General features: G+C 71.2%; 16 protein-coding genes. 10 read left to right on the top strand and 6 right to left on the bottom strand.

Translation table 11 applies throughout. The features are described 5' to 3' along the window. Positions 1–5: 5 nt before the first annotated feature. From ACILSK_RS13195 to ACILSK_RS13180, 4 genes are all read right to left on the bottom strand, one after another. Complete coding sequence (locus tag ACILSK_RS13195; protein WP_395727621.1) at positions 6–941, bottom strand: carbohydrate ABC transporter permease; 936 nt, start codon at positions 939–941, stop codon at positions 6–8. Beyond that, positions 938–1879: a carbohydrate ABC transporter permease gene (locus ACILSK_RS13190; protein WP_395727740.1), complete on the bottom strand. Its 942-nt coding sequence runs from the start codon at positions 1877–1879 to the stop codon at positions 938–940. The genes ACILSK_RS13195 and ACILSK_RS13190 overlap by 4 nt, the downstream gene beginning before the upstream one ends. A 136-nt stretch (positions 1880–2015) precedes the next feature. After that, positions 2016–3362 (bottom strand): extracellular solute-binding protein, encoded by a 1347-nt coding sequence (locus tag ACILSK_RS13185; RefSeq protein ID WP_395727620.1) that lies wholly within the window; start codon positions 3360–3362, stop codon positions 2016–2018. Between the two features lie 135 nt (positions 3363–3497). Continuing rightward, a complete protein-coding gene (locus ACILSK_RS13180) occupies positions 3498–4532 on the bottom strand; it encodes a LacI family DNA-binding transcriptional regulator (protein WP_395727619.1) in 1035 nt (344 codons plus the stop codon). A 473-nt stretch (positions 4533–5005) separates the two neighbouring features. On the opposite strand from ACILSK_RS13180, the gene ACILSK_RS13175 reads away from it, so the two are divergent. Continuing rightward, on the top strand, positions 5006–5269 hold the full coding sequence (locus ACILSK_RS13175) for a nuclear transport factor 2 family protein (protein ID WP_395727618.1): 264 nt from the start codon (positions 5006–5008) through the stop codon (positions 5267–5269). 276 nt (positions 5270–5545) lie between these two features. Here the strand turns inward: ACILSK_RS13175 and ACILSK_RS13170 are convergent, their stop codons facing one another. Together ACILSK_RS13170 and xylA are read right to left on the bottom strand one after the other, a co-directional pair. Further along, entirely contained in the window at positions 5546–5953 is a 408-nt protein-coding gene (locus ACILSK_RS13170) for a hypothetical protein (protein WP_395727617.1), read from the bottom strand. Positions 5954–6242: 289 nt separating this feature from the next. Next, positions 6243–7430 (bottom strand): xylose isomerase, encoded by a 1188-nt coding sequence (gene xylA / locus ACILSK_RS13165; RefSeq protein ID WP_395727616.1) that lies wholly within the window; start codon positions 7428–7430, stop codon positions 6243–6245. 72 nt (positions 7431–7502) lie between these two features. Here xylA and ACILSK_RS13160 point away from each other — a divergent pair, with 72 nt between their 5' ends. The 9 genes from ACILSK_RS13160 (at position 7503) to ACILSK_RS13120 (ending at position 16168) form a co-directional block, all read left to right on the top strand. Next, positions 7503–8723 carry an ROK family protein gene (locus ACILSK_RS13160; RefSeq protein ID WP_395727615.1) on the top strand — a complete coding sequence of 407 codons (1221 nt, stop codon included), beginning with the start codon at positions 7503–7505 and terminating at the stop codon, positions 8721–8723. A gap of 332 nt (positions 8724–9055) precedes the next feature. Continuing rightward, positions 9056–10444 (top strand): pyridoxal phosphate-dependent decarboxylase family protein, encoded by a 1389-nt coding sequence (locus ACILSK_RS13155; RefSeq protein WP_395727614.1) that lies wholly within the window; start codon positions 9056–9058, stop codon positions 10442–10444. Next, positions 10441–11769: an MATE family efflux transporter gene (locus ACILSK_RS13150; RefSeq protein WP_395727613.1), complete on the top strand. Its 1329-nt coding sequence runs from the start codon at positions 10441–10443 to the stop codon at positions 11767–11769. The genes ACILSK_RS13155 and ACILSK_RS13150 overlap by 4 nt, the downstream gene beginning before the upstream one ends. Positions 11770–11826: 57 nt before the next feature. After that, a complete protein-coding gene (locus ACILSK_RS13145) occupies positions 11827–12378 on the top strand; it encodes an RNA polymerase sigma factor (RefSeq protein ID WP_395727612.1) in 552 nt (183 codons plus the stop codon). A 2-nt stretch (positions 12379–12380) separates the two neighbouring features. Then, on the top strand, positions 12381–13184 hold the full coding sequence (locus ACILSK_RS13140) for a zf-HC2 domain-containing protein (protein ID WP_395727611.1): 804 nt from the start codon (positions 12381–12383) through the stop codon (positions 13182–13184). Further along, complete coding sequence (locus ACILSK_RS13135) at positions 13184–14047, top strand: ABC transporter ATP-binding protein (protein ID WP_395727610.1); 864 nt, start codon at positions 13184–13186, stop codon at positions 14045–14047. Before ACILSK_RS13140 ends, ACILSK_RS13135 begins: the two co-directional genes overlap by 1 nt. Then, positions 14044–14931 carry a hypothetical protein gene (locus tag ACILSK_RS13130; RefSeq protein WP_395727609.1) on the top strand — a complete coding sequence of 296 codons (888 nt, stop codon included), beginning with the start codon at positions 14044–14046 and terminating at the stop codon, positions 14929–14931. The genes ACILSK_RS13135 and ACILSK_RS13130 overlap by 4 nt, the downstream gene beginning before the upstream one ends. 2 nt (positions 14932–14933) lie before the next feature. Continuing rightward, complete coding sequence (locus tag ACILSK_RS13125) at positions 14934–15545, top strand: hypothetical protein (RefSeq protein ID WP_395727608.1); 612 nt, start codon at positions 14934–14936, stop codon at positions 15543–15545. A gap of 47 nt (positions 15546–15592) precedes the next feature. Next, the gene (locus ACILSK_RS13120; RefSeq protein WP_395727607.1) at positions 15593–16168 is read left to right on the top strand and encodes a hypothetical protein; all 576 of its coding nucleotides are present in this window, start codon (positions 15593–15595) and stop codon (positions 16166–16168) included. Positions 16169–16183 lie beyond the last annotated feature (15 nt).

Here is a 16183-nt window from a genome sequence, read left to right as displayed (position 1 = left end):
AGTGACTACTTGATCGCGCCGGCGGTGACCCCACGGGTCAGCGTGCGCTGGAAGATCAGGAAGAAGATGACTGCCGGGATGAGGCTGATCAGCGCGCCGGCGTTGGTCGTCGGAGCATCCATCAGCCGGTCGCCCTGCAGGCTGGCCAGGGCCACCGGAATGGTCTGGGTGTCATTGTCGATGAGCATCACCAGGGGAATGAAGAACTCGTTCCAGGTCCAGATGAAGAAGAAGATCAGCAGCACGGACAGGGTGGGCCGGACGATCGGGAAGACGACCTTCCACAGGATCTGCCAGCGGTTCGCGCCGTCCAGCGCGGCCGCCTCCAGCAACGCCTTCGGGAAGGTGCCCAGTACGGAGGCGAGAAGGTAGGTGCCGAAGGCGCTCTGGATCACGACAAAGATGATGATCACGACCAGCTTGGTGTTGTACAGGCCGGCCTGCTTGGCGAAGAAGTACAGCGGGTAGACCAGCGCCTCCTGCGGGATCATGTTGCCCAGCAGGAAGAGGGCGACGATCCACAGCCGGCCCCTGACCCGGCCGACCCCGATCGCGTACGCGTTGAGCAGCGAGACGAGCACCGCGACGACGGCGACCGCCCCGGCGATCAAGGTGGAGTTCCACAACTTCTGCGGGTAGTCCACCTCGGTCCAGTAGGTGGTCAGACCCTTGGTGTAGAACTCGGTCGGCCAGGACAGGGGGCCGTTGGTCGAGTAGTCGGCCGGCGACTTGAACGCGTTCAGCACCATCAGTGCGAACGGCACGAGCATCAGCAGGGCGGCAGCCGCGACGAGGGCCAGCACGACCCAGCGGCCGGCGCCGCGGTGGAATCGGTCGCGGGCCTTCATCGCTCGCTCGTCGGCCTTGCGCTGACCGGCCGACCGGGCCGGGGTGCCGCCGTCCGGGTGAGCGACGGGGGTGGTGAGCACCGGAATGCTCATGATCCGCTCAGCTCCTTGCGCTCGGAGTGGGCCTGCCACCGCATAATGCCGACGGCGACGAGCACGATGATGATCGTCAGGACGGTGGCGATGGCCGCCCCGTACCCGACGTCGAGCTTCTTGAAGAACGTGTAATAGGCGAAGTACGAGGGCACGTTGGTGGCGTTCTCCGGTCCGCCCCGGGTCAGGGCGTAGATCGGGCCGAAGACCTTGAGCGCGGCGATGGTGCAGGTCAATGCGACCACGAAGGTCTCCGGTCGGATCTGCGGCAGCGTGATCGCCTTGAATCGGGCCCAGTAGCCGGCCCCGTCGATCTCCGCCGCCTCGTAGATCTCCGGGTCGATCCGGCCCAGCGCCGACATGAAGATGACGACGGGATAACCGATCTGCACCCAGACCATCACCAGCATGACCATCGGCAGGGCGGTGTTCGGGTCGCCCAGCCAATCCTTGGTGAAGCCCTGCAGGCCGATCGCGTCCAGGAAGGCGTTGAACGCGCCGTCCGGCCGAAGGATCCAGCCCCAGACGATGCCGGCGACGACCACCGGCAGCACCTGCGGTAGGTAGAACACCGCGCGCAGCACGCTGATGCCGGACGAACCGAACCGCTTGCCGAGGTAGTCGAACAGCACGGAGGCCAGGAGCAGCCCGATCACGGTGGGGATGACCACCATCGCGACGATCATCGCGATGGAGTTCTTGAACGACGTCCAGAAGACGCTGTCACCGAGCAGCCTGATGTAGTTGTTGAAGCCGATGAAGCGCGGGTTGCCGACCCCGGACCACTTGGTCAGGGACAGGTACACGTTGTAGACCAGCGGCCCCAGGATGACGGCGACGAATCCGATCGCGCCGGGCACCAGATACCACCAGTAGCCGCCCGTCCGGGTCCTCGGCGCGGACCGCTTGGCCGGTGCTTCGGTGACGGGTTGAGCCAGATCGGTCACGGTCGATCTCCTTTCACCGGAGCCCGGCGCCCGCGCGGATCAACATCGCCGGCGCGGATCAACTGACGCGGAATGTGACCGGTGGGACCGGAGTTGACGAGTTCATCCGCGCGGGACCGGGTCACGGTCAGCCGGCCTGGACGGCCGCGACGCCCTCGGTATACGGGCCGGAGATCTGGTCCATCACCTCGGCCGGGGACTTGGACTGGTTGATCAGGGACTGGAACCCCGAGACCAGGACGTCGTAGAAGCCGGGCACCGGCCAGTCCGGGTAGAAGGCCAGTCCGTCGTTCGCCGACAGCGTGTTGAAGTTCTTGATCAGCTCGGCGGTCTTCGGGTCGGTGATCGCCGATGGGTCGGCCGCGACCGGGATGCCGCCGGAGTTGCCGAGCAGGTTCTGGATCTCCGGGCGCATGGTGATGTCGATGAAGTCGTACGCCAGCTCCTTGTTCTTGCTGGCCTCCGGCACCACCCACAGGTTGCCCGACGAGCCCAGGCTGAGCTTGCTGCCCGGGAACAGGAACGTGCCCCAGTCGAACGCCTTGATCTCGTCGGCGAGCCGGCCGAACCACCAGCTGCCGGAGATCATGACCGGGCACTTGCCGCCGATGAACGCGGTCCCCATGTCCTCGGCCTTGAGCGAGGCGGAATCCCCAGAGATGTAACCTCTCTGGACCCATTCATTGAACATCTCGGCACCCTTGGCGGTGGGCCCGTTCTGGAAGTCGACGGGATTCTTGTAGAGCTGGTAGTTGTCGACGAACGACCGGTCGGCCTGGCTCAGTGCCAGCTGATACCACAGCTGGCCGGCCGGATACTCGGCACCGGCCATGCAGACCGGGGTCGTCCCGGCGGCGACGAAAGTGTCCATGGCGGCCGTGAACTCGGGCAGGGTGGTCGGCACGGCGATGTTGTTGGCGGCGAACGCGTCCTTGTTGTAGTAGACCATCACGTACTCGCCGTAGTTCGGCACGCCGTACCAGTTCCCGGAGCCCATCACCCCGTGCTCGTCGTACCGGGCGGTGGTCTGCAGGCTGGGCGAGAGCTTGTCCGCCCAGCCGCGGCTCTGCGCCTGCTCGGTCAGGTCGGTGAGCAGGCCCTGCGAGGCGAGCAGCCCCGCGGTGGCGTTGCCCTTGTTGTACTCCATGATGTCCGGCCCCTCGTCGGACGAGAGGATCATGCCGGCGTTCTGCTGGATCTGTTCGAACGCCTTGCGTTCGAAATCGACGGTGACGCCGGGATGCTCGGCCTTGAAGGTCTCGATCGCCTTGTCCCAGGCGATACCCATCGCTCCATTGGCACTTTCGTAGTGCCACAGCTTGAGAGTGCCCTCCTGGGTGGCGGCCGATCCGGAGGCACCGGAGGCGCCGGACGCGGTGTCGCTCGATCCGCCACATGCGGCCAAGGTGAGCGAAACCGCAGCCACGGCGGCGACTGCCGCGACCTTCACTGCTCGATACCGGCGACGAAACATCTGTCCTCCTGGGCTGGCGACCCCCTCGGTGGGGTCGGGTGCGGGTGCGGCGGGGCGTGCGCCATCGCCGTCGAGGTGCGGTCGAACCACCGTCCGGGCGGACGGCTGGTCGGTCGTATGGGTGTCGGGTCCGGCTCAGCGAAGCCGGTGGGGGTCCGGCGGGACGGGTCCCGTGCTGAGGCCCGCCTCCCACCGGCAGGGCAACAAGGTCGGCGCGTCGGCCGGCCGGCGCCCGTCGAGCTGGTCGAGCAGATTCCGTACGCCCAACCGGCCGAGGTCGGCCCCGGGCGAGTGCAGGGTGGTCAGCTGCGGCTCGACCATCTGGGCCATCAGCGGGCTGGTCACGATGGACAGCACCGAGAACGTCTGCGGCACGACGTGGTCGTGCGTGGCCAGCCCGCTCATCGCGCCGATGACCGCGTTCTCGTTCATCGCGACCAGGGCGGTGGTCTGCGGATGGGTGCTCATCAGCTCGTTCACGGCGCGACGACCCGCCAGTGGGGTCTCGTCGCACCAGAGAGTGTGACCGACCAGCCCCCGGCGGGCCATCGCCCGGTCAAATCCGTCGGCGATGCGCACGGTCGGCCCGTAGCGTCGATCGCGGCTGGCCGCGGAATGATTGAGCAGGGCAATCCGGGTGTGCCCGAGGGCCGCCAGGTGGTTCACCGCGGTCTCCGCGGTGATATCGAAATCAATGTCGACGGACCGTGGATCGGCGCTGTCGTCGGCCCGTCCGATCATCGTCAACGGGATCTGGTGCGCATCGAGCAGGCGGACCCTGGGGTCGTCCCGGCGGACCTCCATGACGATGACCCCATCCGCCAGGCCCTGCCGGCTCATCTGCAGCATCTCGTCCGCCTGGGTCGCGGCGTAGGGCCAGACGACCAGATGGAAGCCACGCTCGCGGGCCACCTCGGCGGCGCCGGTGACGAATTCCATGATCGTGCTGCCGAGCGCGTTCTCGGTTCCGGGGAAGGTCAACGCGAGGATGTTGCTGCGCCGGCTGGCCAGGCTCCGGGCGATCTGGTTGGGCCGGAAGTCCAACTCGCGCATCGCCCGTTCGATCCGCTCGCGGGTGGCGGCGGAGATCGGGCGGGTGTTGTTGATGGCGTAGGACACCGTGCTCAGCGAGACCTGCGCCAGCTTGGCGACGTCCTGCATTGTTGCCATGCGACTCTCCCGCCTCATTGCTCGTCGGTGTCAACAGCTTATCGAAGCGCTTCGACATCGGGTCCGCGAACCTGGCGGTGCGATCCGGTGCGGTACTGCGCAGGGTGCCACGGCGTGCGGCTCCTGGCCGGCACGATGCCTGCGCCGGCTCGAATCTCCGTACCCGTCAGGAGCTTCGGCTGATCGCCGCCCCTGCGTGGGTCCGATCGTCGAAGCGCTTCGATGGGTTTGATTATTGGACGAACAAACCACCGCCGTCAAGGGGTGAATTGTCTCAGCTTGGTAAAGCGTCGGTAGCGGCCAGCCCGGGTCCTCGCTGGGCAAAGGGGCGGGGGGCCCGGTCGACCGGATTCGATTCGCCGCGCCGGGCGGCGAGCCGTCCGCTCGAGCAGGACGAAGCGGTTCTTTAGACAGGCGAACCGTGACCGAGCCGGTGAACTTGCCCGGTTCATCCCTTACGAGAGGATCGACTGATGACGTCGAACACCGATCAGGCCAGGGAACGTTACGAGAGGTTCGTCCGGGGCGATCTCGAAGGCGCGCTCGACATGTGGGCCGAGGATTTCGTGTGGGACGGAGACTCGGTCGGCCTCCCCTGGTCGGGTCGGACCGAAGGCCGTGACGCGGCGAAGGGAGTGCTCGTCCGGACGGTGCAGGCGTTCGACACCTTCTCGCTCATCCCGGACGAATACCTCGGCGACGGCGACACCGTCGCCTCCTGGGGCACCTCGATGTGACCAAAGCCGACCGGTCGGGACGGATCATGTTCGTTCACGTCCTGCGCTACCGCGGGGATGAAGTGCGAGAGCTGCGGGTGATCGCGGACTCGTTGGAGAGCGCCCGGGTTCTGGGGCTGGCCTGAACGGAGCGCTCCCCGCGGCCGCGCCACTCCCGGGTGGATCGCCGCGGCCGGCCTCCGTCGTGGCGACGACCACGCCCACTGGCACGACCGAGCCCGACCGAACCGGGGGTTGCGCACACGCGGACGCCCAACCCCCGGTTCAGGCCGCGGATCAGGCGGCGACGACGACCACGTTGCTCTCGGCGTTGATCGCCACCGGCAGTCGGGGCGTCAGGGTGACCACCGCGCGGATCTCGTCATCGGTGTTGCCGAGCAGCGGGACGTTGTCCTCGTTGAGGTTCGTGAACGGGAAGGTGAACGAACGCGTCCGGGAGGTCGAGGCCTGCCCGTTCGCGCTGAGCAACACCGAGAAGGTCAGTCCGATATTGATCGGATCGTCACCGGCGGGGCCGGTGTCGCCGTCCTGACCGGTGTCGTCGCCGATGAACCGGATGCTCTCGGCGTACTGCAGGTTCGATGCCTGATCGAACGCACTCCAGTTGACCGTGTACGTGACGGTGGCGTTGGCGTTGGCCACGTCCCGGACGATGGACAGGCTGACGTTGCTGGCGGTAGCCATCTTTCGAGTCCCCCTTTGGACTGTGGGCCGGTGACGCCGTTGGCGTCAGGAAGCCGGCTTGTCCAGGAGTACGGGGATAGGTCCGAATCGGTTCGCGTCCGTCCTCAGTTGATTTCGGCAGCCCGGGCGGCGGACGCCACTCGGGCTCCGGACGTCGGACGGCGCCTTCGGGCCGGTGCGACGGCCCACCGGCCCGCGCGGATGAACTGGTTGACTCCAGCCCCGTCCGTCACATCGCCGGACGGTGGGCCCGCGCCGACGCAGTTGATCCGCGCGGGTCAGCAGGCGGTCAGCGGGCGCCCAGCGCGTGCTCGACGGCGAGTTGGTTCAGATGCACGAAGGCGTAGGAGTGCTCGGCGGCCTTGTCCGCGTCGTAGTCCTCGAACGCGGACCGGTCGGCCATCAGGTCCTCGACGGTCTCGCCATCGGCCAGCGTCGGGACGGCCAGCTCGGCCAGCCCGGACGCTTGCATCGCGGCCTGCACCTCGGGGTCCGCCCGGAACGCCAGCGCCCGCTCCTTCAGGACCAGGTAGGTGTTGATGTTGGCCTGCGCCGAGGCCCAGACCCCGTCGAAACCCTCGGTGCGGGAGGGCTTGTAGTCGAAGTGCCGCGGACCGTCGTACGTCGGACCGCCGTTCGGGAAGCCGTTCTCCAGCAGATCCACGGTGAAGAATGCCGACAGCAGATCGCCGTGGCCGAACACCAGGTCCTGGTCGTACTTGATCGAGCGCTGCCCGTTCAGATCGATGTGGAACAGCTTGCCGTTCCACAACGCCTGGGCGATGCCATGGGTGTAGTTCAGACCGGCCATCTGCTCGTGCCCGACCTCCGGGTTGAGGCCGACGATGTCGCCGTTGTCCAGCTTGGCGATGAAACCGAGCGCGTGCCCGATGGTCGGCAGGAAGATATCGCCGCGGGGTTCGTTCGGCTTCGGCTCCAGAGCGATCCTGATGTCGTAGCCCTTGCTCTTGATGTAGCCGGCCACGGTGTCGACGCCCTCGGCGTACCGGTCGAGCGCCGCATTGACGTCCTTGGAGCCGTCGTACTCGGCGCCCTCCCGGCCGCCCCACATGACGAAGGTCTTGGCGCCCAGTTCCGCGGTCAGATCGATGTTGCGCAGCACCTTGCGCAGGGCGAACCGGCGCACCGACCGGTCGTTGGAGGTCAGACCGCCGTCCTTGAACACCGGGTGGGTGAACAGGTTGGTGGTCACCATTTCGATAGTGATGTCGTGCTCGACGCAGGCATCGCGGAAGCGGGACAAGTGGTGGGTCCGGCCCTGCTCGTCGGAGCCGAACGGCACCACGTCGTCGTCGTGGAAGGTGACGCCCCAGGCGCCGACCTCGGCCAGCTTGCCGATCGCCTCCACCGGATCGAGGGCCGGTCGGGTGGCATCGCCGAACGGGTCGCGACCCTGCCAGGAAACCGTCCACAAGCCGAACGAGAACCGGTCCTCCGGTGTTGCCTGGCGCACCATGTGCTGACTCCTTCGTCGCGACGTTTTGTTCTGTGAGTGAACTTATCGGACACGGCCGCTAAGGTCAACCCCATGGCCCCCCGCTCGCCCGTCCCGCGCGGCGCTTCCGCGATCCGGCAGGCCAACCTGCGCGAGCACAACCTCGGCCTGGTGCTGCGGATCATTGTCGACGCAACCACGCCGCATTCGCGAGCGGACATCGCGGCCACCACCGGGCTGACTCGGGCCACGGTGAGCTCGCTGGTCGACGCGCTGATCGAGGCCGCGCTGGTCACTGAACTTCCTCCGGTGATGTCCCAGCGCGCCGGCCGGCCCGCGGTTCCACTCGTGCCCGCGGCGGGCACGATCGCCGCGGTGGGCATGGAGGTCAACGTGGACTACCTGGGTGTTCGGATGATCGACATTTCCGGCGCGGTCCTCGACCAGGAGGTGCGGGACGGCGACTTCCGGGGCAGTGACCCGGCCCGGGTCGTGCCCGAGTTGGTCGGCCTGTACCGGAAGGTGACCGGCTCGGCCGATCGGGCGCTACGGATCGCGGGTGCCGGCCTCGCCTTGCCCGGCCTGGTCGACCGCACCGCCGGACCGGTCCGGCTGGCGCCCAACCTCGGCTGGCGCGACGTCGACGTCGCGGCCATGTTCCGGACCGAGCTGGCCGGATCGGGCGACGCCCCGCCGATGCTGCTCGACAACGAGGCGACGCTGGCGGCCCGCGCCGAGTGCGATGCGCTCCGCGGGCACGGGCTGCACACCTTCCTGTACCTGTCCGGCGAGGTCGGGGTCGGTGGGGCACTCGTGCTCGACGGTTCGATCTTCGGCGGCCGGCACGGGTGGAGCGGCGAGATCGGGCACACCGTCATCGATCCGGACGGGCCGCTGTGCCGGTGCGGGTCCACCGGTTGCCTGGAGCAGTACGCGGGCAAGGACGCGCTGATGCGGGCCGCCGGCCTGGACCTGAGCCTGCCGATCGATCACCTGCAGCGCGCGGCCGCCGCCGGTGATCCGGCCGCCGTCGCCTCCTTCGACACGGCCGCCCGCGCGTTGGGCACCGCGATCGCCAACGCGGTCAACCTCATCGACGTGGAAACCGTGGTGCTGGGCGGGCTTTACGCCACCCTGGCCCCGGAGTTGGTGCCCGGGATCGAACGGGTTCTCGATCAACGTGTGCTGGCCGCGCCCTGGTCGGAGATGCGGGTGCGGTCGGCGGTCGTGCGAGAAGCCGCCGCGATGACCGGGGCCGCCTCGGCCGTGCTGGCCCAGGTCATCGACCACCCCAGCGAGTGGATGCGCCACTGACGGCCACCGCCCGTCCGCACCCCGTCCCGCGCCGCACCCCGTCCCGCGCCGCACCCCGTCCCGCGCCGCACCCAGGTCGCGCCGACTCGCCTCATCGGCAGGTTCGGACCGGGACGGAACCAGCGGATGAGGCGAGTCGAGGCGTCCCCGACGGGCCGGGGGCAGGTCGCCGGCCGACCCCGGGGCCACCGGGCGTGCACTGGCCCGCGCCGGCCGGCTTCGACCCGGCGTACCGTCCCGAATCATGATCTCCGCGCCCAGGCCGAACCATCCTGTTCGTGGCGACTCCGACCGCCGCCGGGGCCGGGCGGCCGGCGGCCGGGAGCGGCGGGATGGCTGACGAACCGGGCACCGTCGCCGATCTGATCCGTACCGCGGCCGAGGCGGCGATCGAATTCCGGCTGGGCCTGGGCGAGCGACCCGTGGCTCGACCGATCGATCGGGACGCGCTGGTGGCCGCGCTCGGTGGCCCCCTCCCGGCCGAGCCGACCCCACCCGACCGGGTGCTCGACGACCTGGTCATCGCCGCCGACCCCGGGCTTGTCGCCACCGCCGGGCCGCGGTTCTTCGGGTTCGTGGTCGGCGGGTCGTTGCCGGCGGCGACCGCGGCGGACATGCTGGCGGTCGGGTGGGACCAGCTGGCGTTCAACGCGACGACCTCACCGGCGGCCGGCGCGGTCGAGGAGGTGGCCGGCGGGTGGCTCAAGGATCTGCTCGGCCTGCCCGCAACCGCATCGGTCGGGTTCGGCACGGGGGCCCAGTCGGCGAACACGGTCGGGCTCGCCACCGGCCGGCACCGGGTCCTGGAAGCGACGGGGTGGGACGTCGAGCGCGACGGCCTGGCCGGCTCACCGCGGGTGCGGGTGGTCGCGTCGGTGGAGCGGCACGCCACCGTCGACCGGTCGTTGCGGCTGCTCGGTCTGGGCACCGCCGGCGTCCGGCCGGTCGCCGCGGATGCCCAGGGCGCCATCGACATCGACGATCTGGCCAGGGTTCTGGCCGACGAGCCGGACACGCCGACGATCGTGGTGCTGCAGACCGGCAACGTGAACACCGGCGCCTGCGACGATCTGCGGGCGGCGATCGGGCTGGCTCGCACGGTGCCGCACAGCTGGGTGCACGTCGACGGCGCATTCGGGCTGTGGGCCGCCGCCTGCCCGGAGACGCGCTCGCTGACCGACGGCATCGAGTTGGCCGATTCGTGGTGCACCGACGGGCACAAGTGGCTCAACGTGCCCTACGACTGCGGCCTGGTGTTCTGCGCCGATCCGGCGGCGCACGTCGCCGCGGCCTCGTACAGCGCGTCCTACCTGACCGGGGCCGGCGCGGCCGGCTCCCCGGCCGACTTCGTGCTGGAGTCCTCCCGCCGAGCACGGGGTTTCGCCGTGTGGGCGGCGCTGCGGGAGCTGGGCGCGTCCGGCGTCGCCGAGCTGGTGCGGCGGACCTGCGCGCTGGCCCGCCGGTTCGCCGACGGGCTGGCCGCCGGTGGGGTCGAGATCGTCAACGACGTCGTGCTGAACCAGGTCCTGGCCGGTTTCGGGTCCGACGAACGCACGGATTCTGTGGTCGCCGGGGTGCAGCGCGACGGCACCTGCTGGCTGGGTGGGACCACCTGGCGCGGCCGGCGGCTGATGCGGATCTCGGTGTCCAACTGGTCCACGACCGAGGACGACGTCGACCGGTCGGTGGCTGCGATCCTGCGCGTCGCCGCCGGCGCGTGAGCGGCGAGCCGGGACTGAACCGGCAGATCCTGCGGCTGGCCGTCCCGGCCCTGGGCGCGCTGCTGGCCGAGCCGGTCTTCCTGCTCGTCGACGCGGCCATCGTCGGGCACCTGGGCGTCGCGCAGCTGGCCGGGGTCGGCATCGCCTCGGTCATTCTCGGCACCCTGGTGGGCCTGTCGGTGTTCCTGGCCTACGGCACTACCGCGCAGGTGTCCCGCGCGCTGGGTGCGGGCCGCCCGGCCGACGCGCTGACCTTCGGCATCGCCGGGCTGTACCTGGCGGCGATCATCGGCGTCGCGGTGCTGGCGGTCGGCTGGCCGCTGGCGCCCCCGCTGATCGACGCGTTCGGCGGCACCCCCGACGTCGCCGAGTACGGCGTCACCTTCCTGCGCTGGTCCCTGCTCGGCCTGCCGGCCATGCTGGCCGTGCTGGCCACCACCGGCGTGCTGCGCGGCCTGCAGGACACCCGGACCCCGCTGGTCGTCGCCGTGGCCGGGGCGGTGGTGAACGTCGGCCTGAACCTGCTGCTGGTCTACGGGGTCGGGCTGGGCGTGGCCGGCTCGGCCGTCGGCACCGCGCTCACCCAGACCGGCATGGCGGCCGTGCTGATCCTCATCGTGGCCCGGGGCGCCCGCCGGCTGGGCGTCGCGCTCACCCCGCACGCCGGGCACATCCGCGGGGCCGGCCGGGCCGGGATCCCGCTGTTCATTCGCACCCTGACCCTGCGCGCGGCGATCATCGTCACCACCGTGGTGGCCACCCGGCAGGGCGTCGCCGCGCTCGCCGCGCAGCAGGTCGTCATGTCCATCTGGAACCTCCTGGCCCTCGGGCTGGACGCGCTGGCCATCGCGGCGCAGGCGCTGACCGGCAAGGCCCTCGGCGAGGGCGACGGGCGAGCCGCCCGGCTCTTCACCGGGATCATGCTGCGGTGGGGGGTGTGGGTCGGCGTTGGGATCGGCGTGGTCGTCCTGCTGATCCACGCGTTCGCGGGGGCCGCCTTCTCGCCCGATCCGGTCGTGCGCGACGCAGTCGGGGCCGCCCTGATCGTGGTGGCCGTCTCGCAACCGCTGTGCGGCTGGGTCTTCGTGCTGGACGGGGTGTTGATCGGCGCCGGCGACGGCGCGTACCTGGCCCGGGCCGGGGTGCTGACCTTCGTCGCGTACCTGCCGGCGGCCGCCGCGGTGGCCGTCTGGGCGCCCGGCGGGAGTGCGGGCCTGATCTGGCTCTGGGTGGCCTTCTCGGGTGTGTTCATGGGCGCGCGGGCGGTGACCCTGGGCCTGCGGTACCGCGGGGACCGGTGGCTGGTGACCGGGGCGGTGCGGTAGGTGTGGTCCGACCGCCACCGGTGATCCGATCGGCGTCCGGATCGCGACAGGGGTGGCATGCCTGAGGTGTCGGACGTCGAGCTGCTGGCCCTGATGGCCCGGGGCGAGGAAACGGCGCTCCGGGAACTCGTCGAGCGTCATTCAGCCTGGCTGCTGCTGCGGCTGCGCCGCCGGACGCCCGATGAGGACCTGGCCCACGACGCCCTGCACGACACGTTCGTGGCCGTCTGGCGTAAGCCCGGCGCGTTCCGCGGGGACGGCGATGTCGGCGCCTGGCTGTGGGGCATCGCGATCCGTCAGCTGATCAGCCGGATCCGGAAGAAGGCTCCGCCGTCGCCCGCCGGCGCGGAGGTGATCGCCGCACACAGCCCCCTGGTGGCCAGCGCCGAGGACGAATTGCTGGTGGCGGTCGCTCACGGCCACGTCGGGGACGCGCTCCGGACGCTGTCGCCGGAGCTGGTGCAGGTGCTCCAGGCGACGGTGCTGGACGGGCTCTCCACCCGCGAGGCGGCCGTCTTGCTAGGCATCCCGCAGGGCACCGTGAAGAGCCGGATGCGGATCGCCAAGGCCAGGTTGCGGGAGCACCTGGTGCCGTTGGAAGGGTGGTGACCATGTCGACGCAGTGGCACGTCCCGGCCCCGACCTGGCGGGCCTATGCCGCCGGACGCCTCGAGCCGGCGGCCGCGACGAGCGTGGAGGCGCACGTCGTCGGCTGCCCGCACTGCCAAGCGGCGGCGCGGTCCGCCGTCGACACCGCGTCGGTGTGGGCGGGGGTGCAGGCCACCGTGACCCGTCCCCGGGTGCCGTGGGCGTTGCGCGTCCTGCGGCGTCTCGGGTTGCCCGACGACGTGGCCGTCCTGCTCGGCGCGGGTGAGAGTGTGCTGGTACTGGGGGTCACGGTGGTGGCGGCCGCGCTGACCTGTGCGCTGTCGGCCGGGCTGACCCCGTGGCGACCGGACGCGGTCTTCCTGGCGCTGGCCCCCCTGGTGCCGGCGCTCGCGGTGGTCGCGGCGTTCGACGCCACCCACTGCCTGCGCGAGGTGAGCGCGCCGACCCCCTACTCCCGGCTCCGGCTGGCCCTGCTGCGGACGGCCGCCGGGCTCGGGCTCGCCATCCCGGCGACCTTGCTGATCGGCCTGCTCGTCCCCGGGCTCAGCGGACTGATGGTCGCCTGGCTGCTGCCCTCCCTGGGCCTGACCCTCGCCGGGTTGGTGCTGCTGACGTGGTGGGCGCCGCCGGTGGTCGGCGGGGTGCTTGCCCTGGTGTGGATCACCGTCGCGCTCGCTCTCGGCCGGGTCGACCGGGTGGACCTGCTGGTCTCCCCTGCCGCCCAGGCCGGCTTCCTGGGCGTCGCGGTGGTCCTCGCGGCGGTGTTCGCCGTCCGCGTCACGACCCGCACGAGCGGAGCCGGCTGATGGGACCGACCCGCCTGCAGGACGTGTCGAAGCGATACGGGACGACGATCGCGCTGCACCCGACCACGGTGACGCTCGGACCGGGCGTCGTGGGCCTGCTGGGTCCCAACGGCGCCGGCAAGACCACCATGCTGCGCCTGCTGTCCAGCGCGGTGGCACCCACGAGCGGCCGGATCGTGGTCGCCGGGCACGAGATCACCGGCGGCCACGGCGAACGGGTCGAGGCTCGCCGGCACATCGGCTACCTGCCCCAGGAGGTCGTCTTCCCGCGCGGGATGACCGCCCTGGGGTTCCTGGACTACATCGCGGTGCTCAAGGAATGGAAGCGCACCGGCGAGCGGCACCGCGAGATCCGACGGGTGCTCGATCTCGTCCGGCTGGGCGACCTGGGCACCCGCAAGGTGGCCAGGATGTCCGGCGGCCAGCGGCGCCGGTTGGCGATCGCCCAGGCGCTGATCGGCTCGCCGGACCTGCTCGTCCTCGACGAACCGACCACCGGCCTGGACCCCGAACAGCGGGCCGCGCTGCGGGGGCTGCTCGGCGGGCACGCCGGCACCGTGCTGCTGTCGACCCACCAGACCGAGGACGTCTCGGCCCTGTGCGATCGGGTCCTGGTCCTCGACGGGGGCCGGGTGCGGTTCGACGGGTCGGTCCCCGGCCTGCTCGCGACGGCGGACGGCCGGGTCCACCTGGGGCCGGCGGCCGCCGCCGGGGCGGTCCAGACCTGGAAGACCGGGACCGGGCTGATCCGGTCCGTCGGCGGCGCCCCGGGCCCCGGCAGCCGGACCGTCGACCCCTCCGTCGAGGACGCCTACCTGCTGCTGCGGGCCGCTCCCGTGGGTGGTCACGAGGTGTCGACGTGACCCCGACCGCCGCCGGTTCGACCCTGGGCCAGCTGTCCCGCCAGGAGATCCGGCGCTACGCCGGCCACCGCCTGTTCTGGTTCGGATCCGCCCTGACCCTGGTCATCGCCGGGCTCGGCGCCGCCGGGCAGTCCGACGCGCGGGGCCGGACGGCGCTGGACGGGCTGGGGCCGGCGTTCACCCTGGGCGTCCTGGGCATCGTGATCATGGCCAGCCTGGTCCGGGATTCCGATCGGGCGGCGGCCGCCGCCGGCACCGTCGTCGTCCCCGAGCGCACCCGGACGCTGGCCCTCGCCGCCGCCGTGGTCGTCCCGCTGGCGGTCGCGCTGATCTGGTTCGCCGCCGCGGCCTACGGCTACCTGGCCTACGAGCGATCGCCCGACTCCACCTTCGACGCCACCCCGGACGCCTTCGTGCTCGCCGTCCTGTTCTCCCAGGGGGTCGTCGCGGCGGTCGGCGGACCCGTGCTCGGTCTGGTCGTGGGCCGGTGGTTCGGCCGCCGCTGGGCGGCGCCGATCGTGGCGGTGGTGGCGGTCCTGCTCACGGTCGTCCTCAACGGCGATCAGGCCTGGAACGCCGGGTGGCGGGAGGTGTGGATCTGGACGCACTTCCACGGACCGTTCGGGCTGCCCGGGGCGGACGATCCGATGCGGTGGACGGTGCTGCCCGGCTCGGTGTTCTGGTACGTCGGGTACCAGCTCGCGCTGTGTGCCCTTGGCGTCCTGATCGCCGTCCTGCACGACCGGGAGAGCGAGCGGGCGGGCCCGGCCCGGGTGGCCGTTGGCCTGGCCGTGCTCGCCGTGGTGCTCAGCGGGCTGGCGATCAGCGGCGGCGAGCCGGCGACGCTGCCCAACCCGATCCCGTCGCCGGACGCCGGCGGCTGAGCATGCTGCGGCACGCGGCCGTCGCCGTGCCGTGGGCCCGGATCGGGCTCGTGGCGGCGCTGGTCGTCACGCTGATGGAGGTCGTCGCCCGGCGCCCCGCCGCGACCTGGCTGCTCGAGGTTGCCGCGGTCGGGCTGCTCGCCGCGGCCGCCGCCTGGTGCTTCGACGAGCCAGCCGCGGCCGTGGTCGATCCCGCCCCGCGGACGCCGGCCTGGCGCACGGCCGCCCGCTGCCTCGGCCTGGTCCCGCTGCTGGCGGCCTGGACGTGGTCGGTCGCCCGGGGCTGGGACGGCTTCTTCGACCGGCCGGCGCAGGTCGCGGCCCAGGGGTTCGGGGCGGTGCTCGTCGCGACGGCGTGGACCGTGGCGCGGCGGGCGGCCGGCGCGGCCGAGCCCGGTGCCCGGTTCGCGCCCGTGGCGGTCGCCTTCGCGCTGTGCTGGCCGGCCACCGGCCGGCTGGCCGATCGGGTGCCGATCTTCCCGTTCCCGGCCCATTCGGCCGCGTCGTGGGACACCAGCCGGTGGCTGTGGTGCGCGGCCGCGGCCGCCGCGGCCGTCGTCGCCGCGATCGCCCTGACCGATCGCCTCCCGCGGGTGATCCGAAGGCGCCCCTGATCACGACAGAGAGGGTGGAAACCGCAACCCGCGCAAAGGAGTTCACCATGCCCGGCACCCCGCCCCGTCGCCGCCCGCTCAATCGCCCGACCGCCATCGTCGCCACCGCCGTCCTCCTGGCCGCCGGGCTGACCGCCTGCTCCGGACAGTCCGCCTCCACCACACCCGGTACCGCCGCGTCGAGCGCGCCGGCCGGCGTCTCCACCTCGGCGGCGGCCGGCTCGGCCGGGGCGACCGGCTCAGCCGGCTCAGCCGCCCTGCCGATCATCGCCGAGAGCGAGTTCCAGACCCGGGCGACCGCGCTGTGCACCGCCAACGCCGAGGCCGTCCGGGGCACGTTCATGGCCATGAGCAAGCCGCCGACACCCGAGCAGATGCAGCAGGCCTTCGACACGCTCGTCGCCGAGTCGTACAAGATCTCCGACGACCTGGCCGCCCTGGGCGCGCCGGCGGAGCGACAGGCGGCGCTGGCCGCGGTGATCCAGGCCAATGACCGGATCACGGCGTCGGTGCAGGCGGCCGGGCCCGATGCGTTCTTCGGCGACCAAGGCGATGCCTACGCCGAGCTCTACCCGCTGATGGAGCGCCTCCAGGTGCCGGCCTGCCTGCCCCAGGAGAGCTAGGACCGCGTGGACGCA

This window comes from Nakamurella sp. (assembly GCF_044224575.1).
Classification (GTDB): domain Bacteria; phylum Actinomycetota; class Actinomycetes; order Mycobacteriales; family Nakamurellaceae; genus Nakamurella.
The sequence above is the reverse complement of the archived record's forward strand: the minus strand, read 5'-3'. Positions and strand labels throughout refer to the sequence as shown.